At 44.1% G+C, this 26795-nt stretch carries 25 protein-coding genes and 1 tRNA gene; 20 read left to right on the top strand and 6 right to left on the bottom strand.

Translation table 11 applies throughout. The annotated features are described in order from the left end of the window. Nucleotides 1-15 precede the first annotated feature (15 nt). The 12 genes from AC07NA_RS08385 to AC07NA_RS08330 all read left to right on the top strand — a co-directional run bounded on the left by AC07NA_RS08385 (nucleotide 16) and on the right by AC07NA_RS08330 (nucleotide 9638). Nucleotides 16-474 carry a hypothetical protein gene (locus AC07NA_RS08385; RefSeq protein WP_494897179.1) on the top strand — a complete coding sequence of 153 codons (459 nt, stop codon included), beginning with the start codon at nucleotides 16-18 and terminating at the stop codon, nucleotides 472-474. Between the two features lie 44 nt (nucleotides 475-518). Continuing rightward, nucleotides 519-728, top strand: coding sequence for a hypothetical protein (locus AC07NA_RS08380; protein ID WP_494897178.1), 210 nt, complete (start codon nucleotides 519-521; stop codon nucleotides 726-728). Between the two features lie 200 nt (nucleotides 729-928). Then, nucleotides 929-1843 (top strand): TRADD-N-associated membrane domain-containing protein, encoded by a 915-nt coding sequence (locus AC07NA_RS08375; RefSeq protein ID WP_494897177.1) that lies wholly within the window; start codon nucleotides 929-931, stop codon nucleotides 1841-1843. A 144-nt stretch (nucleotides 1844-1987) separates the two neighbouring features. Beyond that, complete coding sequence (locus tag AC07NA_RS08370) at nucleotides 1988-2788, top strand: shikimate dehydrogenase family protein (RefSeq protein ID WP_494897176.1); 801 nt, start codon at nucleotides 1988-1990, stop codon at nucleotides 2786-2788. After that, nucleotides 2785-3363, top strand: a complete 579-nt coding sequence (gldD, locus tag AC07NA_RS08365; protein ID WP_494897658.1) for a gliding motility lipoprotein GldD — start codon at nucleotides 2785-2787, stop codon at nucleotides 3361-3363. The genes AC07NA_RS08370 and gldD overlap by 4 nt, the downstream gene beginning before the upstream one ends. Before the next feature lie 494 nt (nucleotides 3364-3857). After that, nucleotides 3858-4499, top strand: a complete 642-nt coding sequence (locus AC07NA_RS08360) for an MBL fold metallo-hydrolase (RefSeq protein ID WP_494897175.1) — start codon at nucleotides 3858-3860, stop codon at nucleotides 4497-4499. Nucleotides 4500-4527: 28 nt separating this feature from the next. Continuing rightward, a complete protein-coding gene (locus tag AC07NA_RS08355) occupies nucleotides 4528-5754 on the top strand; it encodes an FtsX-like permease family protein (RefSeq protein WP_494897174.1) in 1227 nt (408 codons plus the stop codon). A gap of 9 nt (nucleotides 5755-5763) precedes the next feature. Beyond that, a complete protein-coding gene (locus tag AC07NA_RS08350; RefSeq protein WP_494897173.1) occupies nucleotides 5764-6138 on the top strand; it encodes a hypothetical protein in 375 nt (124 codons plus the stop codon). A gap of 124 nt (nucleotides 6139-6262) precedes the next feature. Further along, nucleotides 6263-6637 (top strand): 30S ribosome-binding factor RbfA, encoded by a 375-nt coding sequence (gene rbfA / locus AC07NA_RS08345; RefSeq protein ID WP_345212378.1) that lies wholly within the window; start codon nucleotides 6263-6265, stop codon nucleotides 6635-6637. A gap of 5 nt (nucleotides 6638-6642) precedes the next feature. Further along, entirely contained in the window at nucleotides 6643-7347 is a 705-nt protein-coding gene (locus AC07NA_RS08340; protein WP_494897172.1) for a peptidoglycan DD-metalloendopeptidase family protein, read from the top strand. 149 nt (nucleotides 7348-7496) lie between these two features. After that, nucleotides 7497-8804 (top strand): alkaline phosphatase family protein, encoded by a 1308-nt coding sequence (locus AC07NA_RS08335; RefSeq protein ID WP_494897171.1) that lies wholly within the window; start codon nucleotides 7497-7499, stop codon nucleotides 8802-8804. A gap of 159 nt (nucleotides 8805-8963) precedes the next feature. Continuing rightward, nucleotides 8964-9638: an energy transducer TonB family protein gene (locus tag AC07NA_RS08330; protein WP_494897170.1), complete on the top strand. Its 675-nt coding sequence runs from the start codon at nucleotides 8964-8966 to the stop codon at nucleotides 9636-9638. A gap of 20 nt (nucleotides 9639-9658) precedes the next feature. Here AC07NA_RS08330 and AC07NA_RS08325 read toward each other — a convergent pair whose 3' ends face one another. After that, nucleotides 9659-10810, bottom strand: coding sequence for an acetyltransferase domain-containing protein (locus AC07NA_RS08325; protein WP_494897169.1), 1152 nt, complete (start codon nucleotides 10808-10810; stop codon nucleotides 9659-9661). 176 nt (nucleotides 10811-10986) lie between these two features. Here AC07NA_RS08325 and AC07NA_RS08320 point away from each other — a divergent pair, with 176 nt between their 5' ends. From AC07NA_RS08320 to ruvC, 4 genes are read left to right on the top strand one after another with little or no spacing between them, the layout of a single operon-like run. Further along, the gene (locus AC07NA_RS08320; RefSeq protein WP_494897168.1) at nucleotides 10987-12957 is read left to right on the top strand and encodes a DUF3857 domain-containing protein; all 1971 of its coding nucleotides are present in this window, start codon (nucleotides 10987-10989) and stop codon (nucleotides 12955-12957) included. 11 nt (nucleotides 12958-12968) lie between these two features. After that, on the top strand, nucleotides 12969-14888 hold the full coding sequence (locus tag AC07NA_RS08315; protein WP_494897167.1) for a DUF3857 domain-containing transglutaminase family protein: 1920 nt from the start codon (nucleotides 12969-12971) through the stop codon (nucleotides 14886-14888). Between the two features lie 9 nt (nucleotides 14889-14897). Next, complete coding sequence (gene aat / locus AC07NA_RS08310; RefSeq protein WP_494897166.1) at nucleotides 14898-15527, top strand: leucyl/phenylalanyl-tRNA--protein transferase; 630 nt, start codon at nucleotides 14898-14900, stop codon at nucleotides 15525-15527. A gap of 32 nt (nucleotides 15528-15559) precedes the next feature. Next, nucleotides 15560-16162 carry a crossover junction endodeoxyribonuclease RuvC gene (ruvC, locus tag AC07NA_RS08305; RefSeq protein ID WP_494897165.1) on the top strand — a complete coding sequence of 201 codons (603 nt, stop codon included), beginning with the start codon at nucleotides 15560-15562 and terminating at the stop codon, nucleotides 16160-16162. A gap of 471 nt (nucleotides 16163-16633) precedes the next feature. On the opposite strand, the gene AC07NA_RS08300 is transcribed toward ruvC, so the two are convergent. Beyond that, nucleotides 16634-17215, bottom strand: a complete 582-nt coding sequence (locus AC07NA_RS08300) for a porin family protein (protein WP_494897164.1) — start codon at nucleotides 17213-17215, stop codon at nucleotides 16634-16636. 130 nt (nucleotides 17216-17345) lie between these two features. Here AC07NA_RS08300 and AC07NA_RS08295 point away from each other — a divergent pair, with 130 nt between their 5' ends. Both AC07NA_RS08295 and AC07NA_RS08290 read left to right on the top strand, forming a co-directional pair. Further along, nucleotides 17346-17561: a hypothetical protein gene (locus AC07NA_RS08295; protein WP_345212366.1), complete on the top strand. Its 216-nt coding sequence runs from the start codon at nucleotides 17346-17348 to the stop codon at nucleotides 17559-17561. 69 nt (nucleotides 17562-17630) lie between these two features. Next, on the top strand, nucleotides 17631-19394 hold the full coding sequence (locus AC07NA_RS08290; protein WP_494897163.1) for a S41 family peptidase: 1764 nt from the start codon (nucleotides 17631-17633) through the stop codon (nucleotides 19392-19394). A gap of 521 nt (nucleotides 19395-19915) precedes the next feature. Here the strand turns inward: AC07NA_RS08290 and AC07NA_RS08285 are convergent. Further along, nucleotides 19916-20026 (bottom strand) — tRNA-Asp (locus AC07NA_RS08285). Nucleotides 20027-20179: 153 nt separating this feature from the next. Here AC07NA_RS08285 and AC07NA_RS08280 point away from each other — a divergent pair. Beyond that, the gene (locus tag AC07NA_RS08280) at nucleotides 20180-20656 is read left to right on the top strand and encodes an Lrp/AsnC ligand binding domain-containing protein (protein WP_345212395.1); all 477 of its coding nucleotides are present in this window, start codon (nucleotides 20180-20182) and stop codon (nucleotides 20654-20656) included. A 12-nt stretch (nucleotides 20657-20668) separates the two neighbouring features. Here the strand turns inward: AC07NA_RS08280 and AC07NA_RS08275 are convergent, their stop codons facing one another. After that, nucleotides 20669-22912 carry a Tex family protein gene (locus AC07NA_RS08275; protein WP_494897162.1) on the bottom strand — a complete coding sequence of 748 codons (2244 nt, stop codon included), beginning with the start codon at nucleotides 22910-22912 and terminating at the stop codon, nucleotides 20669-20671. Between the two features lie 342 nt (nucleotides 22913-23254). Next, nucleotides 23255-25708, bottom strand: a complete 2454-nt coding sequence (locus AC07NA_RS08270) for a TonB-dependent receptor (protein ID WP_494897161.1) — start codon at nucleotides 25706-25708, stop codon at nucleotides 23255-23257. A 116-nt stretch (nucleotides 25709-25824) separates the two neighbouring features. On the opposite strand from AC07NA_RS08270, the gene AC07NA_RS08265 reads away from it, so the two are divergent. Then, nucleotides 25825-26478 carry a metal-dependent transcriptional regulator gene (locus tag AC07NA_RS08265; RefSeq protein WP_345212392.1) on the top strand — a complete coding sequence of 218 codons (654 nt, stop codon included), beginning with the start codon at nucleotides 25825-25827 and terminating at the stop codon, nucleotides 26476-26478. A 76-nt stretch (nucleotides 26479-26554) separates the two neighbouring features. On the opposite strand, the gene AC07NA_RS08260 is transcribed toward AC07NA_RS08265, so the two are convergent. Next, complete coding sequence (locus AC07NA_RS08260) at nucleotides 26555-26779, bottom strand: zinc ribbon domain-containing protein YjdM (RefSeq protein ID WP_494897160.1); 225 nt, start codon at nucleotides 26777-26779, stop codon at nucleotides 26555-26557. Nucleotides 26780-26795: the final 16 nt, after the last annotated feature.

Below are 26795 nucleotides of genomic sequence, written 5' to 3'. Positions count from 1 at the left end.
CACAATTACTTTAATATGAAAAAAACGGCCCTTGTACTTGCCTTGTTTTGCTTTTTACTTGGCGGCAGCGCTTATGCCCAAACTACTACCGATGCGGCCAAACCACAAGGTACTGTTACCGGCGCAACTACGCTGATTGATAAGTTTTTTAAAGCCTACGGAAAAGAAAGTACCAATGCCGCTGTAATGGGTTTGTTTAAAACCAATAAACTGGTTGATTCTACCAAACTGGTTGACCTGGTTTCGAAAATTGATGCCGAGCGTGCCCTATTGGGCGATTACCACGGAAAAGAACTTATCGTTCAAAAGAAAGCATCAGGCAGTTTGGTACTGTATAGCTACCTCGTGAAACACGAAAAGCAGCCGGTTAGGTTCACCTTTATGTTTTACAAACCTAAAAACGAGTGGATGATATACCGCCTGTACTTCGACGACCAGGTAGAAACCGAATTGCAGGATTCTGCTAAGTTATAGTATTAACTATTAGGAAGTTTAAAACTCATTTTCTATATTCGATTATGCCAAAATTAACAACCCGACGCTGGTTATTGCCTATTGTATTATTTACCGGTATGATGATAGTTAACTTCAACAGTTTAATGCGCGGTATCGAGGCGCATCAAACCTGGCGCATAGTAATTAGCTTGGCTTCGAGCGTTTTATTTATAGTGATGATGGCATTGTTGGCCATAACCGCTGTAAGGCAAAAGAAACAACAATCGGTTTAAAATTATAATTTTGAAAATATCATGAGCGGCGCTATTAGTAGTGCCGCTTTTTTTATTGCCTTTACGCTAAAAGATAAAGATCTTTTCACATATATAGTCATTCTGTTATACAAAAAGTGTATAACAGAATGACTATATGGCGATTTTTCCATTAGTTTAGGATTATATTATATATTTATAAACCTTTTATAATCAACAATATGGATGAAACTCAATCATCGCCATCTTTTAACCTTTTTGCCAGGTTAATAAATAACAAGAATAATAAGTTTGTTATACTGATATTGCTTGTATTATCGCTGCTTTTTGTAGTACTGGTAGGGGTTGTAGGCTATTTTTGCTGGTGGATATTTATTCCAAACCTGTCTGAATTTGGTTTTCATAATTTATCATGGAAGCCGTATGGCGATATTTTAGTTTCCATATTGAAAATTATAGCGGCATCAATAGGTATATTGTTCTTGGTGGTAATACCTATAATGCCTTTTTCTGTATTAGGCGATAAAATTCCGCTGGTTTTTAATCGGTTCTTTGATGTCGCCGAAAATGAGTTTCTGAACAAAAGTATAGAGAACCAGGAAAAGCAGGGCCGGTATGAAGATATATTAGAGAGCGACGAAGATAAGTTTATAGTACTGGTTAACTACAGCCGTATAGAACTTGAACAATATTACCGTATTGGCTTATCGCAAACACGCCGCAGCTACCAGCATAGTATATTGGCTATGTGGATAGGCTTTATAATTATTATATTAGGTATACTATCCAAACTGGTGCTGCCCCAATTTAAAATACCTACTGATGATAACGTGCAAATTTTAACCATATCAAGTGGTATCGTAACAGAACTTATTTCGGCTTTGTTTCTTTGGATATATAAAAGCTCCAAAAATCAGCTTACTTACTTTTATAGTCGGCAGGTGTTTATCCATAACGCGTTACTGGCCTACAAAATATCGTCTACCATGAAAGAACCTGATAAGGCAAGGCACCTGATCATCGAAAAAATACTGGAGTTTGGCCTGGCATCGCCATCGGCTGTAGAAGATACAGGTAACAGGACTGAAATGGCTAAAGCTTTTGCAAAAGCAAGTGTTGGTAAAACGGGGGTATAAATAGCTTCACCTAATAGGAAAAACGAGGTAATTTATACGCTATATACAACGTCTCTGTAAGTAGAGGCTTGCTTCATACCTCGCAATTACGCTTTTTTAATTGTATAACATCGTTATATTCGCCTGTTAAATAATTTCGTCCTGATGAAAAAATATGGCCTCATCGGTTATCCGCTGTCACACTCGTTTTCAAAAAAGTATTTCACCGAAAAATTTGAGAAAGAGAAGATCAGCGATGCCCAGTATGACCTCTTCCCGATAGAAAACCTTAAAGACTTTTCGGCCCTGCTGCATGCCAATCCCGACCTGTGCGGACTGAACGTAACCATTCCGCATAAGGTAGATGTGATCAAATATATCGACTGGGTAAATGAAGATGCCAAACAGGTAGGCGCTATCAATTGCATCCGCGTAGCATCAGAAAGTCCGGTACTGGCCGCTTTTTCGGGCGAAGTGGGCATCAAAGGGCACGATTTCAGGCTCGAAGGGTTTAACACCGATGTTTACGGCTTCGAGATGTCATTAAAACCGCTGCTCAAAAAGCAACATACCCATGCCCTTATATTGGGCGATGGAGGTGCGGCTAAAGCGGTTATTTACGTGCTCAATAAACTCGGCATTGGTCACCGTACCGTTACCCGTCGCGAAAATCTGCACCATATCCTCTTTAAAGATCTTACCGAGCAGCATATCCAATCGCACAAGATCATCATCAATACTACACCGGTGGGTACATCGCCCAACATAGATGAATGCCCGCCTATACCTTACGAATATATTACCGACGAGCATTTACTGTACGACCTTATCTATAACCCCGAGCAAACCTTGTTCCTGAAAAAGGGAGAAGAAAAAGGGGCTGCAACAAAAAACGGACAAGAGATGTTGATACTACAGGCCGAAAAAGCCTGGGAAATATGGAACTCAAAAGCCAAGCATCCATGAGGATAATCGCTTTTATATTGGTATGTGTACTGTTTTTGGCAGCCTGCGGCAGCGATGGTGATTATTCGCCTAAGCCGAGGGGCTACTTCCGTATCAATTTCCCCGAAAAGGCTTACCACACATATAACGATGGTTGCCCTTTTACGTTCGACTACCCCACTTATGCCAACATTACTCCCGATGAAAAGGCCAAAGCCAAACCATGCTGGGTAAATATGAACTTTCCGCAGTTTAAAGGGGTTCTGCATTTGAGCTATCAGCCCGTTACTTCAAAAAAGGTATTCGACGAATTGATAGAAGATGCTCATACCTTCGCTTTTAAACATACGGTAAAGGCCACCTCTATTGACGAGGGCGTAATCAGTTACCCTAATCGCAAATTGTATGGCTTGTATTACACCATTGACGGCAACGCGGCATCATCAGTACAATTCTTTTTAACCGACAGTACCAAGCACTACCTCCGCGGCGCGCTCTACTTCAGCAGCGAACCCAAGCTTGATTCGATACAGCCGGTGCTCGATTTTGTGAAAAAGGATATAGATGTACTGATTAAGAGTTTTAAGTGGAGATAGGTTTTTGATTTCCAAAAAAATCCGGTTGTATAATAAACTGCGTCATTGCGAGGAACGAAGCAATCTCTACTTAGGTTGTGCTTGTGCTGTAATTAACATCAATCTGCTCTTGGCCGCAGAGGCCCATTACTTTTGAGGGCAAAAGTAACAAAACCCTTGTCCAGCAAAAGGCTTCTTTGCCGCACAAGGCCATTTCCCTGCAAACCGTTCAGAACTTAGGGCTGGAACTTTTGCCCCGCCGCGCTATTTCTCCCCACATGCAACAAGTTCGCTATGCCCGCCTTTGCGCTCATTGGCCACCAAAGTTCTGCCCGTTTTCACCCGAAGCTGTTTGCTGACGATGAAGGAAAATTCTTTAAGCCCTCTCCTTTGGAGAGGGTTGGGTGAGGCTATATCGCTTATTTCAGCATCCTATACACAACCGCTGCCTTATATAAATCCGAAATTGAACATTCGAAATTCGAAATCATATAATATGCGTATTTTTACGGCCTATGGCAAAAGTGAAAACATTTGTAAATAATCCGTACCAGGAGAATACCGTTATTTTATATGATGAAACCGGCGAATGCGCCATCATTGATCCGGGGATGTATACCGGGAGCGAGCAAAATGCCGTGGTTAACTTCATTAAAGATAACAACCTTAAACCGGTACTGCTGCTAAACACCCATTGCCATGTAGATCACGTATTGGGTAATAAATTCGTATTTGAGCAGTATGGTTTAAAACCACAATTTCACGAAGGCGAAACCGTAGTACTTAACTATGTGCCAATACATGCCGCCCAAAGCGGCATCAGGTACGAAAACTCACCGCTGCCCGATGTTTACCTGCCCGAAACAGGCACCATCAAATTTGGCAATACCGAACTTGAATTAATTTTCGCGCCCGGTCATTCGCCTGCGCATTTATGCTTTTACGATAAAGAGGCCGCTGTACTGATAGGCGGCGATGTGCTGTTCAGGGGCAGTATTGGCCGTGCCGATTTGCCCGGTGGAAATTATAATTTGCTGATCAAAAACATCCGCGAAAAATTATTTGTTCTGCCTGATGATTGCACGGTTTATCCCGGTCACGGCCCCGAAACAACAATAGGGTTCGAAAAGCAATATAATCCGTTTTTTAACGATTAATGATAACACATACCATCAGCCCGCAATTTTGAATACCTCCATCTATATAGCCAGGCGCTACCTTTTTTCGCGCAAAAAGATGCATGCCATCAACATCATCTCGGGCATTTCCATGCTTGGCGTTTTTGTGGGCAGCGCGGCGCTCATCATCATCCTGTCGGTATTCAACGGGTTTGAGAAGGTGATCCTTTCGCTGTACAGCAACTTTACCCCCGAGCTTAAAATTGAGGCCCGGCTGGGCAAAACCTTCGACCCTAATACGCCTTACTTTAACTCGCTGCATAAAAATGCCACGGTGTTTTCATACACCGAGGTATTGCAGGAAAAGGTGCTGATCCGTTATGGTAAAAAGCAATATATAGGCACAATTAAAGGCGTTAGTAACGATTTTTTGAAGAATAAACAGCTCGACAGTACCATCATCAATGGTGCGTTCACCCTGTTTGAAAACAATACCGAATTTGCTGTTATAGGCAGCACCATACAGGGCAGCCTGGGTGTAAATGTTAACGACCAGGTGGCTACCCTGCAAATTTATTCGCCGAGGCGCAACGCGGGCAATTCGGCAAACCCGCTTAACGAGTTTGTGCTGAAAAGTATTACACCATCAGGAGTATTTGCTATTCAGCAGGATTTTGATGATATTGTGGTGACCTCACTAAACTTTACCCGCGAACTGCTGGATGAGCCTCAAATGGTATCATCACTTGAGCTTAATTTTAAGCCCGGCACCAACCTTGATGATGCGCAGCAAAACATTGTTAACAAAATAGGTAAAGATTTTACGGTAAAAAACCGGGCCCAACAAAACACCGAGCTGTATAAAACGTTGAACTACGAGCGCTGGTCGGTGTTTATGATATTAACTTTTGTGCTCATTATAGCCGTTTTTAATATCATAGGCTCGCTTACCATGCTGGTGATTGATAAGCGTAAGGATATAGCAGTGCTGACCAGCCTGGGTGCCGATAAGAACCTGATACAGGGCATCTTCTTTTTCGAAGGGATGCTGATATCGGTAGCGGGTTGTATTAGCGGTATTATTGTAGGATTGATATTTTGCGTGGTACAGCAGCAATACGGGCTCATAAAAATGGGCGGCAGGTTAACCGTTATTGATGCTTACCCGGTTGATATTAAGCTATCAAACACAGGGTTGGTGTTTTTAACAGTGGGCATAATAGCGGTAATAGCATCGGGTATAAGCGCACGCTTAAGTGTAAAACGATTGGATGAAATTAAACAGGATTTGTAAATTTGAAGGATGCAGGTAACTCGCGTAACATATATAGTAATAGGCCTGGCAATATTTTTTGCTGTATCCAGCTCGTGTAACAACAATGGCGGTAAGGCCAAGCGTTCGGTATACAAGGGCTTATACAGCTTTGGCCCCGAGGTGCGCACGTTTGAAGATTGCGACAACGGCCACGAATTTTGGGTTACCGACAGCTCATCACAGCTTGAACTGCAATACTCGCGCATGAACTTTGAAAAACCTTACGAACCAGTTTATATTGAGGTAGAAGGCACTAAAGAACCATCGGGAAAGGATGGTCTCGGATCGGAATATGACAGTACCCTCGTGGTAAAAAAAGTGATCAAAATAACCAAAGAAATACCGGCCGACGCCTGCCACTAAATTTTTATTTTTATTATACCAGTATGGCAATCGGGCAGCTTTTTGCTCAAACAATTTGTCATCAATTATCTTTTTAATATTAGCTTTACGCTTCAGGGCTACCGGCCTTTAAACATTACTTATCATGGAATCAAAACGTCAGCAAAAGTTTGCAGGAGTGATACAAGAAGATCTTGCCGCTATTTTTCAGCGCGAGGGCAGTAGTTATTTGCCTAACACAATGGTTACTATTACTAAAGTAAGGGTTACGCCTGATTTGGCTATTGCACGTGTTTTTTTAAGCTTTTTTAATAACAACAATAACCAGCTGGCCTTACAAACTGTAAAATCACATGCTTCAGAAATTCGCTATAAACTGGGTGCACGCATAAAAGACCAGGTGCGCATCATTCCTCAACTGGAATTTTTTATTGACGATACCAGCGAGTATGTAGAGCGTATGGATAAAATATTCGATAAAATAAGCAAAGAGCCAAGGCAACCCGATACCGAAGAATAAGCCTAATGGATGCAACCCATATACTGGCAACACATCTTGATAATTACCCCCACGCCGTTGGCCGGGTAGTAGATTTTGATGCCGGGAATGATAAGCTTTTTCCACTCGATCTTACAGCTGATAATACCGAACTGAACGCAGGCCTGATTGCCGATACCCAAAAGTTTGACGAATGGTTTACTGCTAAGCTTAAAGCTACCGGCTGCCGCTACGCCGTTGGCGGTTATATGGAACACCGTACCATTTATGCAGGCCGCAGTTTGTTTGACGAGGGCGATGAACCCCGTCGCTTACACCTGGGTGTTGATATATGGGCCGCGGCAGGTACACCTGTTTACGCGCCGCTGCCGGGTATTGTACATAGCTTTCAGGATAACGATAATTTTGGCGATTACGGCCCAACCATTATACTGCAACACGATATTGCCGGGTTAACTTTGTATAGCCTTTACGGTCATTTAAGCCGCACCTCATTGCTGCACCTTGCCGTTGGGCAGGTGATTGATAAAGGCACGCAGATAGCCACTTTTGGTGCCATACCCGAGAACGGACATTGGTCGCCCCATTTACATTTTCAGCTGATGCTGGATATGCAGGGCAAACAGGGGGATTATCCCGGCGTAGCCAAGTTTTCGGAGAAGAAAAACTGGCTCGGTATCATTCCCGATCCTAACCTGATATTGCAGTTTCCCGCAGTTGCTAAAAGCTGATAATTCCGCTCCCTGACGCTGTTTAGGCAGATTTTGTTAATTATAACATCACAATAAGTTAACAAAATTACCGGCAATTTTGCCCCATTCTATATTCCGGTATGTGGGTATACCCTTAACTCCCCCGCAATACCCGGATGGCATTATTTATGAAAAAGCTATTATCAATTATACTACTTGCCTTGTTTGCTACAACAGGGCAGCTTATGGCGCAGAAAGCCAAGCATGTTATCTTCCTTACTATTGACGGCTTTCGCCCTGATTTTTATTTGGACAGCGAATGGAAAACGCCAAACCTGCGCGAGCTGATGAAAGATGGCGCTTATGCCAAAGGCGTAAACAGCGTATTCCCATCAATGACTTATCCTTCGCATACCACCATAGTTACGGGTGTGCAGCCGGCGAAGCATGGTATATTTTACAACAACATATTTACACCGGACGGGGCACCCCAACAGCCTTACTGGCAGGATAGCTCTATTCACGTACCTACTATATGGAAAGCGGCTAAAGCAAAAGGCATGACGGTAGCTTCGCTTTACTGGCCGGTATCTGCCAACGCGCCTGTAGATTATAATATTCCTGACATAGGCGGTTTGGGCGATGAGGTTCGCAAGCAATATTCTTTACCACAAGGCTTTTATGCCGATGTGAAAAAAGAAGTGTTCGGCGGAGTTGACAAGATCGACCACGGAAAAAACCAGAACATAGCCAAAATTGCAGCGTATGTGATAAAGAAAAGCAAACCGGGATTGATGACCATTCACGTATTTTCTGTAGATGGCGCGGAACATGGTGAAGGCCGTTACGGAGCACGCGTACAGGAAGCTGTAGCCGATGCTGATGAAGCCGTAGGCATTATCGTAGCTGCCCTGAAAGAAGCAGGCATATGGGACAGTACCGTATTGCTTGTTGGTGGCGACCATGGATTTTATGATGTAAAGAAAACCATATCGCCCAATGTATGGCTGAAAGAAGCCGGCTTGATCACCGACCTTAAAACAGGCGACTGGAAAGCGCAATTCAACTCAGTTGGCGGATCTGCTTACCTGTACCTGAAAGATCCATCTGATAAGGCTACCGCCAATAAGGTAAAAACATTATTAGAGGCACAGCCAGATAGCGTAAAACAATATTACCGCATCATCAGCAAAGAACAACTAACCAAAGGTGGTTATAACCCGAATGTCGCTTTCGCCCTTACCGGCGAGCACGATGCCTCATTCAGCGGCTCTGTTACCGGCAATGCCGTTAAACCCGGCAAAGGCGGTACGCACGGGCATTTTCCTGATACAAAAAATATCCGCACCGGCCTCATAGCCCATGGCCCGGGAATACATAAAGGCGCTGTGATTGAAGAAATGAACCTTCGCGATATGACGCCTATTATGATCAAGCTATTGGATATCCCGTTCCCTAAAGTGGATGGAAAAATCCCGGCGGGATTACTGGACTAACCGAATCTCCATATATAAAACATTTATCAGCCGGCCTGTCGAAACTTTGTTTAACACGATAGGCCGGCTGATTAATTCTTCGGCTGGGATGTGAGCTTTACAGGTTGAGGATACTGCCTAAAAGCTAAGCAATTAGTTATTAGTGCTATATTAGCTGTTATGAAACGGATCATCCTTTGCATCACCGCATTCGTACTGGATTTAAGTATGGCATCGGCGCAGCCACAGCCAACCTTTAAAGGCGGTCGTTACGCGCTCAATAATTTTATACAAAGCAAAATAGTATACCCGGCTTATTCAAGCGAAAACTGCATATCGGGTATGGTGCAGGTTGCTTTCCGGTTAGATAGCAGCGGCAGGGTAACCAATGTGAAAGTTCAAAAAGGTATGGGGATCGATCTGGATGCCGAAGCCAAACGCGTAGTAAAACTCACCTCAGGTAAATGGACAATCCCGGCAGGATACGATCATTCAAGCAATATTGTATTACCGGTAACTTTCACTGCCGATATTTCAAAATGCACAGGCGTAACCGGGGCCGATATACAAAATGCCATTGCCGCTTACCAAAGGCGCCAAAGCCTGGAGGATGCCGTTATAACCTATTACAAAAACAAAAGAGAGGGCAAGGCTGATGCCAATGCCGAAAAACAGGTACAAGGCCTGAAAGACCAATTAGGCTTTGATGACGACTATATTGACGACGTACTAAGCCGTGCCAAAAAGAAACTCAAACAAGGCGACACCGAAAGCGCCTGCGACGACTGGACGTTCATCCGCAACATAGGCAGCACCCGCGCCGATGTGTTTTTGCTTAAATATTGCGATAAGTAAAGATTGTTACTTTCTCCATCTTACAAATAACTCAGCCACCATTGCTTATGCGTCATTTTATATTTCATGTACCAGCGGCAAGGGAAGTATAAGATGAACAAAGCGAGTGCCCACATTAGGTATACAAAATACAGCGGCGCGCCATTCTGCATAATTGAGCTATTTGGTGCATGGTTTTTAACAACAATGTAAGCGATCACCCCCATGGTATGCAGCAGGTACAGGTGTAATATATAATAAAACAGCGGCACACGGCCAAATACCAGGGCTATATTGGTAAAGCGGTTTTGCACATGTTCCAGCACGCCCAGCATGGTGATGGAAGTACCTAAAGTGATCAGCAAATAATCGAGCGATGGCGGGTATTTTTGCACGTTTACAAACGAGAGAATAGTACGGTACCAAACACCCTGATCGGTCCATTGGTTAGGGTCGCCGTAGTGGTTGTAGGCACGTACAATAACAAACAAGGCCAGCGTTGATGCACCTATGGTATAAAATAATTTCTGCCGTTTATCGGGCTCCAGCTTAAATAACTTACCAAAGCTGTAGCCTACGGCCATTACACCAATCCATGGAATAAGCGGGTATAATACAAAAACATGGTAATCTTTACTTAAGTCGGCCATGCCCATTACGTGTATAAAATGCCAGGCTGCTTTACCACCCTCAAAGTTTTCGGGTTTGATGCCATCCAACAGGTTATGGCCGAATATCATGATAAGGCCTACCGCCGCAATGGCTGGCACAGGCAGGTAAATCAATAGTGATAATACTACCATGCTGATACCCAATGCCCATATTACCTGTACAAATAAGAAATGAATACCGGGATCGAAACTCCAGCCTATTCCCACTACGGTTAACTCCAGCAGCACCAGCCACAAGCCCCTTGTTAACAGAAATACGGATGCTTCGCCTTTGGTTTTACCGCGGTTGAGCGATAAAAAAGCGCCTGTGCCTGCCAAAAAAACAAAGGTTGGCGCGCAAAAGTGCGTTATAAAACGGGTAAGGAATAGTCCTGTTGATGCCTTAGTAAGATCGGTAGGATCGTACGAGTTATGAGTGAAAAAATCGCGGGCATGGTCGAGTGCCATGATCATCATTACTATTCCGCGAAGAATATCAATCGACTCAATACGTTTTTTAGTGGTTGCTGCAATGGTGGTCATTGTAATAAGTGAAAGGCTGAACTTACACAAAGCAATCAAAATATGCAAGCGTATAATTATTTATTTGATTTACAGCTAATTGAGTGCTAATTAAAATATTTTCATATTTTTTCGGCAATCCAATTGTTTTAGTTATTTTCATGCCAAACTATTGGATTAATACCCAGCCTTATTGCATGAAAAAACTCTACTTAAGCTTATGCTTAGCCGTGGCAACAATAGCTGCCGGCGCACAAACTGTAACCCCAATTATGCCTTTCGGGAAAATTGACAAGGCAGACCTCGAACTAAAAAACTGTGAATTTGAACCTGATGCCAATGCCGAAGTGCTTTTCGACAAGGGCGATGTATACATTGACCGTCAGTTCAATATAGTTACCGAAAGGCATACGCGTATTAAAATATTTAACGATAACGGTAAAAAAAGTGCCGATATCCGTATCACCTATGTAAGCGCTAACCGCCTGGAATATATTACCGAACTGCAAGCCCAAACCATAAATTTGGTAGATGGTAAGCCGGAGATTACCAAGATAGACAAGAAGCAGATATTTACCCAGGTAGTTGACAAGGCTACTTCTGCAACGGTGTTCTCGTTGCCTAATGTAAAACCGGGCAGCGTTATAGAATATAAGTACAAACTTACCCACAACTCAATATACCGTTTCCCGAGCTGGTATTATCAAAAAAAGATCCCGGTAAGATATAGTGAACTTACCACCAAAATACCGGAGTGGTTTTATTACAAGCCGCAGTTTCGTACCAAGCAAATGTTTGCTAAAAACAAAACAGAAAATGGTTCGGAAAGCCTGGGTTATGGTACCGAAACACTTAGCTATAGCTATGAAACTACAGCAAGGGCGCTGGCCAATGTACATTCGCTGCCCGATGAACCTTACATGAGCTCGGATGCGGACAATTTGGATTGTGTACACTTCACGCTTACATCTATAAGGCCGCCACAAGGCTTTGTACAAAGCGGTGCCGATACATGGCCAAAAATTGGCGGTTTACTGGCCGATGATGAGGATTTTGGCAAACAGCTGAAAAGAAAATTGGCCGGTGAAGAAGCATTGATCACCAAGGCAAAGGCCTTTGCCAAAGATGATGACAAGATAGCCTACCTTTTCAGGGAAGTTAGAAATGCCATGAAATGGAACGGGGATGACAGCTGGTATACTTATGATGGTACGGTAAAAGCCTGGGAAAAGAAGACAGGAAACTCATCAGAAGTTAACCTGATACTGTTTCACCTGCTTAAACAATCGGGTGTTAAAGCCTATCCAATGGTGGTGAGTACCCGCAGTAATGGTCGTGTAAACCCGTATACTCCGTTTCTTTACCAGTTTAACAGAGCTGTGGTATATATACCTGTTGATAGCACCAAACGCTACGTGCTTGATGCTACAAACAAATATAATCTGTATAACGAGGTGCCCGATAATTTGTTAAACTCCACCGGTTTATATATTGATAAAGAAAGCGAAGCTTATGACCTGGTATTTCTAAAAAACAACGAACCGATAAGGCAAAGCTATTTCATTAATGCTGAAATTAAGCCCGATGGTAAAATGACAGGTTCGGTACAAATAAGCAGCTTTAGTTACAATAAGATCAATAGTACCTCCAAGTACAAAACGGATGGCGAAACTAAGTATATTGACTATTTACGGCATAACGATAACAACTTCAAAATATCCGAACTTAAGTTTGATAATATGGATGTTGACACGCTGCCGCTGGTGCAAAAAATGAACTTTGATTTTGACCTCACCGGGTCTGATGATAATTATATTTACTTCAACCCTAACCAGTTTACCTCATTACACACCAATCCATTTTTGAGCGAGAACCGTTTTACCGACATTGAATTTGGCTACCGCGATAATTACAGTGTAAGTGGTGTTTACAAGATACCCGCCGGGTACAAAGTTGATGTGTTGCCTAAAAGCATGACCATTGTAATGCCCGATAAAAGCATCTCCTTTAAAAGGATGTTGGTGCAGCAGGATCAAACCATTACAGTACGTTATATAATTGATCATGCAAAAACTACTTATTTTAAAGAAGAATACCAGAATTTCCGCGAGTTTAGCAAGCAGATGTACGAAATGCTAAACGAGCCAATAGCATTGAAGAAGGGTTGATAATATTTATTATGCGAAAAAATGTACTGATGTATTGCATACTGCTGTTGGCAGTATGCAATTTTGTTAATGCCCAGGATATCCCTGCCGATTTGTATAAGGCATCTACCCTCCCCGACTCTTTAAAGCAGGATGCAAACTCGGTAGTGCGATATGCTATGGAAGAATATGTGGTAAAGGGTCCGGGAAGAGCGGTGAATAAGATGCATACCGTTACCACCATATTAAACGAAAAGGATGATAATGAGGCGGTGATACAGGTGCCTTACGATAAAAAGTTTAACAGCATCAGCAGGATAGAAATGATAGCTTATGATGCTGATGGTAAGCTAATAAAGAAATACAAGCGCAGCGATATGTATGATGGTGCCGCTACCGATGGTATATCGATAGTAACCGATAACCGTTTTTTAGCTGCCCGCCATACCATTACCAGTTACCCGGTTACTATTGAAATAACGGTGGAGGTAAACATGAACAGCTACCTCGATCTGGGTGCCTGGTACATACAAAAGCCGGATCAGGCGGTTCAAAACTCTGTTTGTAAGGTGACGGCACCATCGACTGTTGGGTTCAGGTATCTTAACAAAAACACTAAAGTACAGCCTGTTAAAACCAATGCCGATGGCAATGAAGTTTATACCTGGAGCGTTAAAAACTTAAAGGCCATAAAGCCCGAAGAAGATGTACCTGCATGGAAGGTTTCTCAGCGTATTTTTTTTAACACCAATAACTTTGAGTTTGATGGCCGCCCTGGCGATATCAGCAGCTGGCAAAATTATGGCAAATGGTACCAAACACTTAATGCCGATGTAAATTCGCTTAGTCCGCAACGGGCCGAAGAGATCCGCCAGATGACCGCCAACCTGAGAACGGATAAAGAGAAAGCCAAATTTTTATACGAATACCTGCAACAGAATATGCGCTATGTGAGCATCCAATTGGGTATTGGCGGTTTAAAGCCTTTCCCGGCCATGTTTGTTGATCAAAAAAAATATGGCGATTGCAAGGCGCTGTCAAACTACATGGGCGCTTTATTAAAAGCGGTTAATATACCATCATATTACGCCATTATTTACGGCGGCGAAAACGGTGAACCTGCCGAGCCTTCGTTCCCAAGCGATCCTTTTAACCACATTGTTTTATGTGTGCCTTTTAAAGGTGACACCACCTGGCTGGAATGTACCAGCAATACACAGCCTTTTGGCAAATTAGGCAACTTTACCGAAAATCGTAACGCGCTTTTGATAACCGAAAATGGCGGTGTATTGGTTAATACACCAAAAAGCAAGGCCGAAGATAACCAGTTCAAAAGCGAGGTGCATGTAAAACTAAGTGCCGATGGAAGCGCTAAGGCGGAAGTGAAAATTATGGGCACAGGCGAATACCGCAGCGATTACATAGGCGTTACCGCTATGAAAACCGACGACCAGAAAGAATTTTTTCAGCGGGTGATGAACATAAAGCAGCCAAGCGCTTTTGAATTTAAAGCTACTGATGATAAGGATGGTACAAAAGAACTCAACATTGAACTGGAATACGATAAGCTTTATGATATAGCATCGGGTAACAAGCAATTTTATCGCCCGCGTATATTTGATATCTGGCGTTATACCTGCCCGGTACTTGAAAAACGCCGGTCTGATTATTATTTCAGCATCCCGATGCAAAAGGTATGTAATACTGTGATCGACCTGCCCGAAGGTTTTGAGGTAGAAACCCTGCCGGCAAATCAAAGCCTCAAATTCACCTACGGCAACTATGATGTAACTTACAGTTACGATGCCGCTAAAAACCAGGTGAACAGCGTTACCAAATTCAATTTGAACTCACATATAATACCGGCTGCCAAATACACCGAAATGCAGCAATACATGGATGCCATAGCAAAAGCGCAAAATAAAAAACTGGTAATAAAACGTAAGGCGTAAATTTGCCTGATGATCTTCAGGCTTGATGAACGCTTAGTATTTCCGGATCCTGAACTGGCCGATGAGGACGGTTTGCTGGCAGTAGGCGGCGATCTTTCAACCGAACGCTTGCTGTTGGCCTATCAGCATGGCATATTCCCGTGGTACAGTGATGATACGCCTATATTGTGGTACTCACCGCACGAGCGTTTTGTGCTGCATCCCGCTGAACTCAAAATTTCTAAAAGCATGCGGCAGGTGCTACGTTCGGGCAGGTTTACCGTTACCATGAATACTGCCTTTGCGGATGTGATAAAAGCCTGCTCCTTAGTGCCGCGCGAAGGGCAGGATGGTACTTGGATCACCGACGATATGATCAACGCCTACATAGAATTGCATCGGCAAGGTTATGCTCATTCGCTTGAAGTATGGGAGCAGGGCGAATTAGCAGGCGGCTTATACGGCGTACATGCAGGCTTGGTGTTTTGCGGCGAAAGCATGTTCAGTAAAGTAAGTAATGCCTCAAAAATAGCGCTCATCGCCTTATGCCAAACAGGCAACTATAACCTGATAGACTGCCAGGTACACACCGAACACCTCGAATCGATGGGGGCGAAAATGATATCGCGCCAGCAATATATGGCCGAACTACGTAAATAAACCGCAACTATACAATACCTTTGCATTAACAAATGCAGCAATTAAACACAAAAGAACGTATCATATTAGGGATTGACCCCGGCACCGCCGTAATGGGTTATGGGTTGATTAAGGAGGTAGGTTCAAAAATAGAACTGATCAGTTTAGGGGTGGTTAAGATGGAAAAGATTGACGACCACATGCTGAAGCTGCAACGCATTTTCGAAAAAACAGTAGCCCTTATTGATAATTACCATCCCGATTGCTTGGCCATTGAAGCCCCATTCTACGGTAAAAACATACAGGTAATGCTTAAGCTGGGCCGGGCGCAGGGCGTGGCCATGTCGGCAGCCTTATCGCGCAATGTGTCTATCACCGAATACGCTCCCCGCAAAATAAAACAAGCCATCACCGGCAACGGTAACGCCACTAAAGAACAGGTAGCCGGGATGATACAACGCCTGCTCAACTTCACCGAAACACCCGATTTTTTGGATGCTACCGATGGTTTGGCCGTAGCGGTTTGCCACGCCTTTCAACGCAACATAACAGGAGGCAGCAGCAGCGGAGGCAGCAAAAAATCATACTCCGGCTGGGATACCTTTGTTAAGGATAACGCCAACAGGGTAGCGGGTGTAGGGAAAGTGAAGAAGTAAACAATAGTCTGTATCCTATCGTCATTGCTGTAAGGTACGAAGCAATCGCGCGTGTTTTAGTCCGCTTTCTATCACTATCGTCATTGCGAGGTACGAAGCAATCTCTACTTAGACTGAGCTTGTGCTATGATTATCGTTGGTCTGCTCTTGGGCGCAGTGCCCCATTACTTTTGAGGGCAAAAGTAACAAAACCCTTGTCCAGCAAAAGGCTTCTTACGCACAAGGCCTCTGCGCTGCAAAACGTGCAGAACTTGGGGCTGGAACTTTTGCCCCGCCGCGCAATTCCTCCCCACATGCAACAAGTTCACTATGCCCGCCTTTGCGCTCATGGCCGCCACAGTTCTGCCCGTTTTCGCCCGAAGCTGTTTGCTGACGGGTAGGGCAATCCACAAACAAAAAATCCCTCTTCCTAAACCGGAAGAGGGATCTGCAATGAAGCAATACTACTATCGCCACATCAATATTTCACTATTATAAAAATTTAAACCCAACACTTACTACCCAAAGGTTTTGGCGCTGACCAAAGCGTTCGTTTACCTTGGTTAAACCACCTTCGTAGCGCAGGTCGGCAGTAATTTTACCAATATCAAGGCCTGCGCCTACCTGGTAACCAAGCGTGCTTTTTTTGTAGTCGTTAAAGTCGCTTACTGCACCGCCTATGTTACTGCTGAAACTTTTGCTGTCGTCTAAAATGTAAGAATAAACCGGACCGCCAACTACGTGCAGGTTCAAATCTTCGCTGCCAAAGGTTTTACCTACCAGTACAGGCAGGTTAAGGGTAGTGAAGCGTACTTTGGCGCTGTAGTCAGTACCGTTATTACTGCTGCTGAATTTACCGCCGCTGCTGCCTAAGTAAAGCTCGGGTTGCAGGAACCAGTTATCGCCCACACGGGCAAACGCGCCTATCTGGTAACCGGTAACGCTCGACTCTTTTAATTGGTCGGTATTGATCTTTGAAAAGGTGACACCTGCTTTGGCGCCTACAGTTACCTGGGCCTTAGCGCTAATAATACCTGCTGTAAGCAGGGTTATGCATAAAATTAACTTTTTCATCGTGTTATTAAATTTGGTTCAACATCGGTTTAGATGATGATACTTAACAATAGTTTAATACATTTTGTGTTAAATATATTAGGGCGACGCTATAGTAATTTTTATATTTTTGCAACAAACAGTACAAAACATGGCAGAGATAACCATTTCAAATAAAGATTGGGAACGTGTTAAGATAAAGTTGCAACGCAAGTACAATCACCTTACCGATTCGCAATTACAATATACCGAAGGACAGGAAGACAGCCTGATCAGCAAAATAATGGAGCTGGTTGACCGCGATCGCAAATATGTGGTGTTTACCCTTAAAAAGGCTTTGGTTAATATTGATAATAACCGCCTTTAAAAACCTTGCAGCCCTTCATATACTATATAAGGGGCTTTTTCGTATATTTATTTTTTAAATACGAAAAAGATGAATACGGGAAAGGCTACCAAAAAAGGGGTGAGGGTTTTTATTGTTGGCGCGGCGCTATCGCTTATAGCCATTACTACATGGAGCTTTAAGGACGACCTCTTCCAGATATCGAAAAACCTCGACGTATTCGCATCCCTATATAAAGAGGTAAACATTAACTACGTTGATGATATCAATTCATCAAAAATGATCAAAAGCGGTGCCGATGCCATGCTCGGCGGCCTCGACCCGTACACCGAATTTGTACCCGAATCGGAAATTGAAGATTATAAACTGCACTACGTAAGCACGCAATACGGCGGCATAGGCACTACCATATTCTCGCGCAATAATAAAGTATATGTGTCTGATGTATTTGAGGGCTACCCGGCTCAAAAAAACGACATCCGCGCAGGCGACCAAATTGTCAAGATCAACGATATTGAACTCACCAGCAAAAACAGCGACCAGGTAAGTCAACTGCTGAAAGGCGCTAAAGGAGCCACCATAAAAATGCTGATAAAGCATGAAAACGCTGCCCAGCCGGTAGTGAAAAACCTGATCCGCGATGAGATAAAGCAGCCTAACGTGTCTTACTACGGTATGGTTGATGGCAATATGGGCTACATTAAGCTTGATAAGTTTTTGGAGCGTTCATCTGATGAAGTTGCTGCTGCGCTTGCCGCGGTAAAAAAGAATAATCCTAAGGGTATCATACTCGATCTGCGTTCCAACGGCGGCGGTATATTGCAGGAGGCCGTTAAAATAGTTAATCTGTTTGTACCTAAGGATGTAAAGGTGGTATCGCAAATTGGCAAGATAAAGGAAAAAAACTTTGTTTATAACACCATGAGCGCCCCTGCCGAGCCTAACCTGCCGCTTACGGTATTGGTGAATAGCCGCTCGGCTTCGGCATCTGAAATAGTGGCGGGTTCGTTGCAAGATCTGGATAGGGCTGTGATTATTGGTCAGCGCAGCTTTGGTAAGGGCTTGGTGCAACAATCGTTCAGCTTGCCTTATAACAGTTTAGTTAAGATCACTGTGGCCAAATACTATACCTCATCCGGTCGTTGCGTACAGGAGCTGGATTACGCCCACCGTAAAGATGATGGCAGCGTAGTAAAGGTGGCCGACTCATTGATCCACGAGTACAAAACAAAAAATGGCCGCTCGGTTTATGATGGCAGTGGTGTAACTCCTGATCTTGTTATTCCGCGCGATAAATTTGCTAACGTTACCCAGGCTTTGGTAGGCAAGCTGCTGGTGTTTGATTATGCTACTAAATATCACGATAATCACCCCAAAATTGCCGACGCGAAAACCTTTAGCCTTACCGATGCCGAGTACGATGAGTTTGTGAAATACCTTGCCGATAAGAACTACAGCTACACCAGCACATCCGAAAAATTGCTGAACACGCTAAAAACGGAGGCTACTAAAGAAAAGCAATTCAACGAGATTCAGGCTGAGTATGATGTGTTAAAGAACAAACTGCTCACCAGTAAAAAGAACGACGTTAAACAGCATAAAGAAGAGATAAAGCAACTGCTCGAAAATGAGATAGTATCGCGCTACTATTATGAAAAGGGCCGTTACGAAACCCATTTCAAATACGATAAAGAGCTTGCCCGCGCTATTAAAACCATGCAGGATCAAACCCAGCTTACCGCCATATTAACCGGACAGGGCACTTACAAAACCATCGGCAAACCACAAGCCGCACAACTGGCAAAAAAGGCTGATGATAAAAAAGATGAAGCGGTTGATGAGGATGATGAATAGCCTATAGAAGGCTGCATCTACATGTAATTGCAAGGTATGTAACTGTTTCGTTTTATAAGTATAACATGTCTTACGATGAGTTATAATAGCCTTGCTTTACCTATTATTGTTAAAATTACACGTCGAGCCGAATACGGCGTGTATGTACTCTTCGTAACTTGTAATGTAGAAACCTCGTAGAAGCCTCAAACTGCACCCAAGTAACTTCCTACTTACCAAGGGGAATCTTTACGATCTGCAAATACACAGAAACCTCGAACCCCAACCCTGAAACCTGATAGAAACCTGAAAAGAAAAAAGGCCTTAAAATAGCAAGACCCCTGATGGGCAGGGGCCTTTACTAACCAATTATAAACCTAAATTATGAGAAGAGCTGTAGGAGAAGGGGTCGAACCTCCACGGAGTGGTTATTCTTATTGCTAAGAGTTTCCCAGTTTCTCCGCCACCGCGACAAGGAGGTGTGTCTGCCAAAAATTTCACCATCCTACAGTATTGTTATTAATTCCAAGCCATTGGAATTGCTGTTGGGGAAGGATTCGAACCTCCACAGAGTAGTTAGCCATTGCTGGTTTCCTATGATCTCCGCCACCGGGACAAGGAGGTGTGTCTGCCAAAAGTTTCACCACCCAACATTGTGTTTTATATTAATGAACGATAAGCATTTTGTCATTTGCTTGATACAAATTTAAAGGACTTGGCACTTTCTTGCAAATATTTCAACAAAAATATTTTATTTTTATTCAGATTTTAATTAAACTTGTATTAAAATATAGATTTTTAAATTTATGCCCCACAGAAAAGCCCAAAATTTAGAAATTGATAATCTTGATATTCAGATATTATCAATCTTAATGAAGAACGCGACTACTCCTTATACCGAGATCGCTAAGGAATTAATTGTTTCCGGCGGCACCATACACGTACGTATGAAAAAGCTTGAGGAGATGGGAGTTATAAAAGGAGCAAGCCTTGAGGTTGACCCCCAAAAGTTAGGCTACGACATAACCGCGTTCCTGGGTATTTACCTTGAAAAGGGCTCGCAATACCAGGAAGCTGTAACCCAGCTTAAGGAGATCAACGAAATTGTTGAGCTGCATTATACTACAGGCAGCTGGAGTATTTTTGCTAAAATAGTATGCCATGATACCAATCATTTACGCGAGGTGCTTAATGAGAACATCCAAAGCGTAAAAGGCATACAACGTACCGAAACCTTTATATCACTGGAAGAGAGCATCAAACGCCAAATAACCCTCGAATAAGGGATAAACCTCTTACTTAAATTTATTTTTAAGCGCTGCCAGTTTAATTGCTATATCCGTTTCGGGTTGTGGCTTGCTTTGCCTGTTTGCCACATTCCGGTCGGTATGCTTTTTAGCCGGCGCTTGTTTTTCGTTCTCTTTCATTGATAGCGAGATCCGCTTGCGGTTCACATCAACTTCGGTAACGGTTACCTCTACCTTTTGAGCTACCTTTAACACCTCGTTAGGGTCTTTTATAAAGCGGTTGGTGATCTGGCTCAAATGCACCAAACCATCCTGGTGCACGCCGATATCCACAAAGGCGCCGAAGTTGGTGATATTGGTAACTATACCCGGCAGTTTCATGCCCACCTTAAGATCGCCAATGGCGTTTACTCCTTCTGTAAAGCTGAAAGTTTCAAACTGCTCGCGCGGGTCGCGGCCTGGTTTGGCCAGTTCGGCTATAATATCGTTAAGGGTTGGTAAACCCACTGTTTCTGACACATATTTTTGCAGCGGAATACTTTTGCGCAGCTTGTCGCTGGTCATGAGTTCTTTTACCGAGCAATTAAGATCCTTGGCCATTTGCTCCACCAAAGTATACCTTTCCGGGTGCACGGCGCTGGTATCCAGCGGGTTTTCAGCATCGCGGATACGCAGGAATCCTGCCGCTTGCTCGTAAGCTTTATCACCCAAACGGGCTACCTTCTTCAGCTGATCACGGCGTTTAAAAGCCCCGTTCTGGTCGCGGTACTCCACAATGTTTTGTGCCAGTTGTGGCCCAAGGCCCGATATATAGGCCAGTATTTGTTTCGATGCCGTGTTCAGTTCCACACCAACGGCGTTTACGCAACTGATTACCGTATCATCTAATGATGTTTGCAGTTTATTTTGGTCAACATCGTGCTGGTACTGGCCAACACCTATTGATTTTGGGTCGATCTTCACCAGTTCGGCCAGCGGATCCATCAACCGGCGACCGATAGATACGGCGCCCCTCACGGTAACATCCTTATCCGGAAATTCTTCACGGGCAACATCTGAAGCGGAATAGATTGACGCGCCGCTTTCATTCACCATTACCACGGTAACTCCCGGCAAATTAAGGTTACGGATAAACACCTCGGTTTCGCGCCCTGCGGTACCATTACCAATAGCGATGGCCTGGATATTGAATTTTTCAGTTAAGTGCTTAACTGTTTTCTCGGCTTCTTTAACATTACCTGCGCCGGTGTGCGGGTATATGGTAGCGTTTTCGAGCAGTTTACCCTGCTCATCCAAACACACCACTTTACAGCCTGTACGAAAGCCCGGATCTACAGCCATCACCCTTTTTTGACCAAGCGGCGCTCCGAGCAATAGCTGACGGGCATTCTCGGCAAATACACGGATGGCTTCTTCGTCGGCCTTCTTTTTGGTGAACAGGCGTACCTCGGTTTCCATTGATGGTTTCAGCAAACGCTTGTAACCGTCGGCAATGGCCAAACGCACCTGGTCTGACGCGGCATTGTTGCCTTTTATAAACGTACCATCCAGCAAAGCGATGGCTTCATCTTCGGCCGGTTTAATATCCAGCCACAAAATTTCTTCCTTTTCGCCGCGGCGCATGGCTAGTATACGGTGAGATGGTGCCGATTTTACAGGCTCCGTCCAGTCGAAATAGTCTTTATATTTAATTCCCTCTTCCTCTTTACCATCGGCTACCTTTGATTGAAAAGTGCCTTTCTCAATAAACAACTCGCGCATTTTGGTACGCACGTCGGCATTTTCGCTGATGGTTTCGGCAATAATATCGCGGGCGCCGCCCAAAGCTTCTGCAAGGTCTTTTACACCTTTTTCGGTATCGATATATTTTTCGGCTTCGGCATCTACATCAAAACGGCCTTGCTCCATAATTACATCGGCCAGCGGTTGCAGCCCTTTTTCGCGGGCTGTAGTGGCACGGGTTTTACGTTTAGGGCGGTATGGCAGATAAATATCTTCCAGCAGTACCATAGTTTCGGCCTCATTGATCTTCGCTTCCAGTTCGGGAGTAAGTTTGCCCATATCGGTAAGCGATTTCAGTATAGCTTCGCGGCGCTTATCCAGATCACGCAACTGCTGTATACGATCGCGGATGGCGGCCACTTCTACCTCATCTAAACTGCCGGTAAGCTCTTTACGGTAACGGGAAATAAAGGGCACGGTAGCGCCTTCATCCAGTAAATTAACAGTAGCGTTAACCTGTTTTTCGGTAATGGAAAGTTCGGCAGCGATCTTTTTGAAATGAGTAACCATAGGTATCTGTTTTTTCGGAATGCGAAGTTGAGATACTTTAAGCAGAAATCAAAGTATTGTGGAGATTTAAAGCATTTGCAGTTTTTTTTACCGCAGAGTTAGCAGAGGCTTGCGCTGGGGACGGGGAGGTTTTAGTAATTCAACGAATTATTTTTAACCACAGAGTTAGCAGAGATTTCCACGGAGTTACACAGAGGTTGGAGAATTTATTTAACCCTAGCGACAACAAAGATATTCGTTCAATGCGTAATGCTCCCCTCAATAAAAACTCCGCGTAACTCCGTGGAAATCTCTGCTAACTCTGCGGTTAAAAAACAACTATTAAACTTTAAAAGCACTAAGTTAAAAATGCCACACCACCTTCATACTCACATTTCGCCCCATGTTATAGATGCCCGAACGGCCATTGGGCGATGCGGTGTAGTACTCGAAATACTTTAAGCGGTTAAGGTTTGATTGATAAGCCTTATCGAAAATATTATCGGCCTGTACAAATAGCTCGAACCATGTTTTGGCGGCTTTGGGTTTAATGGCGGTGCCCGCGCTCAGGTTAATGAGGGTATAGCCGGGTGTATAAGTTTCGGTATTATCAAGCGCGTAAAAATGATCTTGCGCCGAATACATGTCGGCTTCAACAGCAGCATATATTTTTGAGAAGATACCGTAAGTACCGCTCAGCTTGCCCCGTAATTCGGAACGCACATGCAGCGGCGGTATAAATGGCAGGTATTTAGCCGCGCCGTTTGATCGCTCTATCAGTTCCTCGTTTTTATTGATGCCGCGTACATAGGCCAGGCTATTGTTAAAGCTAAGCCACTTTATAGCCTCGGGGTGCAGGTTGAGTGTAACCTCGGCACCGTACAGGCGCGCTTTAGATTGTTGATACTGGTATGTACTGTTGCCGGGCACTATCACCACCGGATCGCCGTTGGCATCGGTTAGTTTTGCCTGGTATATGTAGTTGTTGATGTTATTATTGAAAACCTCCATCACTATGTCGAGATTTTTCAGGTAGGCGATAAAACCGACATCCTGTTGCAAGCTAAACTCGGGGTTAAAATCGCGGTTACCCAGGTAAACGATGTGCGCACCCGGATCAAGCCCGTTGGAGCCTATTTCGGTAATGTTTGGCGCACGGTAACCACGGGCTATGTTGGCTTTCAGCAATAGCCTATCGGTAATGTTATAGGTTAAACCCAGGCTTCCCGAGAGGCCGGTATACGTATGCCTGAACGCCGGAAACTGTAAGTTGGCACCGGGTGTATTGGCCTGCACCTGCTTGCCGAAACCCGTCTGCGGATCGTGCCCCACGTACAGATCATTCCATTTTATATTGCGACTATCATAACGGATCCCTCCCGATACATCAACCTTGCCAAAGCTTTTTTTAGCGAACAGGTACGTGCCTATGTCGAACAGGTTATAATCCGGGATGGGCAGGTCGGTGGCGTTTTTGTTGCGGTTGGTTTGGTAAAAGCCGTTAGCCCCAACAGTAGTTTCAAAGCCCGAAAAAATTGGCAGATTATACCTCGCCTCATAATTGAGCGTATTCAGCTGGATATCCAAAGCAGGTTGTTCTACCATAGTTGGGTGCGTGTATTCGCGGCGAAGATTTTGCTGCACACCCAAAATAGCGTTAATGCTGCCCTCACCAACGTTGAACTTGCTTTGCGAGTATACCCGGTAATGCTTAATACTTTGCGTTAACGGTGCTATGGAGTACGAACGCAACTCGTTATCGGGCACTATCGGCCTGTCTTTTATATTATCGGCTTCGGCTACCTGCTTGGTGAAACGGCGGGTAAGCGAATCGCGGCTGCCGTCGGGTATTTCTTGCTGATTATTGTATAAAGTAGTCGCTATTTGGGTATATCCCCATTTTTTATCGGTGCGTGCCATGGCCGACAAGTTAACCTCGCGGAAGCCGGAATTATATACATAACCATCCACGCTGTTACGATAATCGTGCGCGCCTTTTGCCGTTGCCCTGAAGATGTATTTCCAGTCGCTCTTTTTATAATATAAACCTAACGACGAACAGATCATGCCGTTGTTGGTATGGTAATCGCTGGTGAAATCGCCTTTAAATCCGACGGTATCATGTTGCGTGAATGGAATCATATTGATCACCCCGGCCAGCGCATCAGAGCCATAGGTTAAACTCGCCGGGCCTTTAATTACCTCTACCCGGCCAATGCCATAAGGGTCTATCTCAATACCGTGCTCGTCTCCCCATTGTTGCCCTTCCTGCCGGATGCCATCGTACAGCGTAAGCACCCGGTTATATCCCAAGCCACGAATGAAGGGTTTGGAAATATTAGGCCCGGTAGTAACGGCATTTACTCCCGGCACACCTTTTACAATGCTCTCGATAATATTGGTGCTGATGTTTTGATCGAGATTGGTTTTGGAGAGCACTGCTATCGGCACCGGGTTTTTGCGCAGCGTAGTGGCCCGCGACACCCCGGTTACTACCACTTCGTTCAGTTTAGAGGTAAAGGGTTTGAGATTGGAGTTCAAAATTACAGTCTTGTCGCTGCTGATGGTTACGGCGCTTTTCTCCTGCTCATAGTTAACGCTTGAAAATGTTATGCGGTAATTTCCCGCCGGTACATCCCGTATTTCGTAATAACCAGACGCATTGGTACGGGTGCCCAAACGGGTACCGCTAATAGTTACCGATACGTGCGACACGGGCACGGTATCGGCCATTACGGTGCCTTTAATGCTGATGTGCTGGGCTTTGGCTAAAGTTGATAATAATATCAGGAGGCAGATTGTAAGGTTACGCATCATAAATTAATTTGGACAAACATATAAAATTATTTAGTTAACACAATAAATAAAATTAGGTTTGCCTAATTTTATTTATTGTGACTATTGCCTATGTTTGTTTCAAATAAGATATCAGGATGTATACTTTATCAGAGGAGAACTATCTAAAGGCCATTTACCGGCTATCGCAGGATGAGGGTGTGAAAATTACCCCCACAGCCATTGCCGAATCATTGGGCAATAATCCGGCTTCGGTAGTGGATATGATCAGGAAACTAACTGATAAACAACTTATTGAGTACGATAAAAAGAAAGGTGTTGAGCTCACCCCGCAAGGGCAAAAAAATGCGGTACTCATAGTACGCCGCCACCGCCTGTGGGAAGTTTTTTTGCTGGAAAAATTGGGTTACCACTGGGACGAGATCCACGATATTGCCGAAGAACTGGAGCATATTAACGATGCCACCCTTGCCGACAGGCTCGATAAATTCCTTGGTTTCCCGGATTATGATCCGCATGGCGACCCGATACCTAAAGCCAACGGCAAAATGGCCAAGCCTTACTCGGTAACCCTGGCCGATATGAAAACCGGCACCACCTGCCGCGTAGCCGCCGTTAAAGATACCAGCAGCGCTTTTCTGCAATACCTGCTAAAGCTCGAAATAGGCATCGGTACTACCATAGCGCTGGTAGAAAAGATCAGCTATGACAATTCACTGGTGATCCGTATTGCTGATCGCGAGAATACCACCGTTTCGCAAAAATTCGGCGAGAATATTTTGGTGGAGTAGTTTTGAGATTCAGGGTCGGGCTTCGATGTCTCTTTAAGTTTTGTATATAAAACGTGTTAATGACGTAGGATCAGCTTTATCGCTTCTTCAAAAACTCGGTACGCAGTACGATACTCATACCGTCAACTTTGCAATCAACCTCGTTGGGGTCATCAGTAAGGCGGATCTTTTTTACGAGGGTGCCTTGCTTTAGCGTGGTGCCGCCGCCTTTTACTTTCAGGCTTTTTATCAGCGTTACCGAATCGCCATCGTTAAGCTGGTTACCGTTGCTATCTTTTACTATTACTTTATCGTCGCTCATGCTATTATATTAAAAA

The organism is Mucilaginibacter sp. GW821-FHT07G05, from assembly GCF_059418565.1.
The sequence above is the reverse complement of the archived record's forward strand: the minus strand, read 5'-3'. Positions and strand labels throughout refer to the sequence as shown.